The sequence below is a fragment of the uncultured Citricoccus sp. genome, from assembly GCF_937871995.1.
Classification (GTDB): Bacteria; Actinomycetota; Actinomycetes; order Actinomycetales; family Micrococcaceae; genus Citricoccus.
In genome coordinates, this window is record NZ_CALMQR010000105.1 from 1 (window position 1) to 2670 (window position 2670).

The 2670-nt window shown below is 64.1% G+C and carries 3 protein-coding genes; all 3 read left to right on the forward strand.

Annotated elements, in window-relative coordinates; all coding sequences use genetic code 11:
- Positions 1 to 114: 114 nt before the first annotated feature.
- The 3 genes from Q0283_RS12595 to Q0283_RS12605 all read left to right on the forward strand — a co-directional run bounded on the left by Q0283_RS12595 (position 115) and on the right by Q0283_RS12605 (position 2515).
- Positions 115 to 519, forward strand: a complete 405-nt coding sequence (locus Q0283_RS12595) for a hypothetical protein (protein ID WP_298044969.1) — start codon at positions 115 to 117, stop codon at positions 517 to 519.
- A 150-nt stretch (positions 520 to 669) separates the two neighbouring features.
- Positions 670 to 1161 (forward strand): hypothetical protein, encoded by a 492-nt coding sequence (locus tag Q0283_RS12600; RefSeq protein ID WP_298044971.1) that lies wholly within the window; start codon positions 670 to 672, stop codon positions 1159 to 1161.
- 763 nt (positions 1162 to 1924) lie between these two features.
- Entirely contained in the window at positions 1925 to 2515 is a 591-nt protein-coding gene (locus tag Q0283_RS12605; RefSeq protein WP_298044973.1) for a hypothetical protein, read from the forward strand.
- The last annotated feature ends 155 nt before the right edge of the window (positions 2516 to 2670 follow it).

Genomic DNA, 2670 nt, shown 5'->3' on the forward strand with positions numbered 1-2670 from the left:
CCCTCTGCTGTCCGTGTCGGCGATCAACCCGCAAGCAGTACCCGGATAGGGATCCTCTTACGCGCGCGAGGCGGATGGTGCTTCTATGCCGCCTGCATGGGTTAGAACTAGACGATGAGATGGCTCGGCAGGCGGTTCGGCCTGGATGAAACGGACTGGCCGCAGGATCCCAGACTGGACCAGTTCCGTGAGGCGGTATGGGAGCTATCGCTGGGCGGGGAGACGCGCGGATGGGTGACGACATCGGTCATGCCGATGCGATCCTTCCCGTTCTTCTGGGACAAGCAGGAGCAAATGTGGACCCAGGTGCACTGGGTCGATGGCCGGCATGAGTACTGCGAGGAGGACTACGGCCCCGAATGGTATTCGGTAGAGGAACTACGCGGCGGACATTTCTCCACATGGGATCCCTCGGTCAGTGAAGACGTCGACTTCGAAGCGACTCTCGTCACCGGCGCGGAACGAGATCGTCTCTGGACACAGTTGGACCACGGCCTCGAGCCTCACAGTCGAGACTGAGTCGACATCCACGTGTACATCCGTGCGTATTGGTTGGCAGCAAGGGTTCCCGCTGGGGATCCTTCTCCGAAGCGGATGCGGAACCAGGGGCGGAGCGTGACACCGGGTCATCTCCACGCCCCCGAGGGGGTGGCCGCTACGCTTCCTGGAGTGACTGAGGAATCTGAGACCCCGCAACGGCTGCCGTGGTGGGTGACCGCACTGGGCCCCGTGGGGCTGGGTGTACTCTCCGGGCTCGGTTACGCGTTCATTCCGTGGCTGGCCGCAGACATGCCGGACCTGTCCACGGCCGAGCGGTTCTGGTCCCCAGTGGTGGCCGGAGTCGTCGTATCGATCGTTCTGCAGGCAGGCCGATGGTGGCTGCAACGCAAGGATGCCCAACAGCGGGATGGGTCGGCGGTGACGATGGTGCGGCTCACCGGGCTGGCGGTGATCGCAGCGGCCGTCATTGTGCTGCTACTGGACCCGGACTCGCTGTTCCTGCTGTGGGGGGTGCCGGTCGTGGCCGGCCTGGTCGCTCTCGGGCTCAGACGACGATCAGTGCCCGCTGAGAACCGACGACTTGGCCTGTACTGTGCCTGCGTACTGTGCCTTGCGCTCTGCGTCCTGGCGATCGTGAGGGCGCTGACACCCGTCTCCTAAACGGATACGCCCAGCCAAAGATCATCCCGGGACTGTTCATCCAGCCCGCTAAGCGATCCCACACCGGTGCGATCCTCTGTCTGGTCCGACGCCGGCTGAACGTGCTGTGGGCCATGCGTCGCGACGGCACCACCTATGGCTGGCCCTCCCCGCTAACGACGGTGATGGCAGCCTGACCTTTCGAGAATCCGTGCCCTACGGCTGGTTGCGGAGACGAGCCTTGGCCCGCCTCCACTGCACGAAGTAGAACACGGCCAGGCTCAGCCAGCCGAGACTGATAGCCAAACGGAGATAGAAATAGTCCCGGTGGCCTTGAGAAAAGAACCAAAGCGTCCCAACGAGCTAGAAAAGGGCAAGCGAGAGCCAGAGCACCATAAAGGTTGCCATCGTCCGTGGCTTCGGTGGCGTACTCTGTTCCGGCGGGGCAGACGAATCGCCGCCGATTCCTCGCGCCTCTGCTGGTTCTTCCAGGCTCATCGGCGTCTCCTCATCGCGGGGGTGCATGCCCCTATCCGGTCCACGCTGAACAGACCTCCCGGTTGGAACGGTCTCACATGGGCAGTCTCGATCATGCGCCTCGCGTTCGCCTAGCCATGGCTGCTCGCGGAACAACGGCTGAGAGCTCCTGTTCCCCATCGATCAACGGGACGCCTCGCCGTGAGGCACCGGGCCCCGATGACCCCACCAAGCCCATCCCCTTGCAAGGCCGGCACCAGGCCCCAGGTGAGGACGAGGAACGCGTTCCTACATGTCAAAGTGGAGCGTGAAGAAAAACCAATCGTCCGCCAAGGTGCGCGCCCGCTTGGAACGGTCCCTGAACGGGCACGTGCCGGTCAGCATTGCCCGCCACGTCGCGCCCGACGAAGTCTTTGACGGCGTCGTGCTGGACCTGGCCGCCGAATGGGTGCTGTTGGCCTGCCTACGAGAGGGCGGCTACCTCAATGGATACACCGTGCTCAGGATCGCCGACATCGGCGCCGTGAAGACCGACCAGAGGTTCCTGCCCTTCCTCCAGGCCCACCAGCCCTGGCCCCCGGCCCGGCCGGCGGAACCGGTCGACCTGACCGGGCCGGCACGCTTCCTGAAGGACATTGCTCAAGCCGCTCCGATCATGGCCATCTACCGGGAGGCCCGGCGTCCGAACATGTTCACGGTCGGCGCCCTGGTGGAGTGGGGACGGAAGTCCGCGTGGATCCTGACCATCGACCCGGACATGACCTGGGATGACCACATGACCAAGTTCAAGTTCAAGCACCTCACGCGGATCGACTTCTCCGACGACTACACCCGCGTGGTCGAAGAGCTGGCAGGCCCCCTGCCACCGAGAGGGCCCCGACCTGAGCAGAAAGCCTGACGGGCCGTGTCCCTGCCGACCCGATGCCTTCGTGCCAGTTCCAAGCGGCGGGATCTAGTAGAACTACGCTTTTAGTCCCACCCGATTCCGTCCGTCTGGGGATCCGCCTGCGGCACAGTGTTGACGTCGCCTGCTCGGTTCACGAATGCCACGTC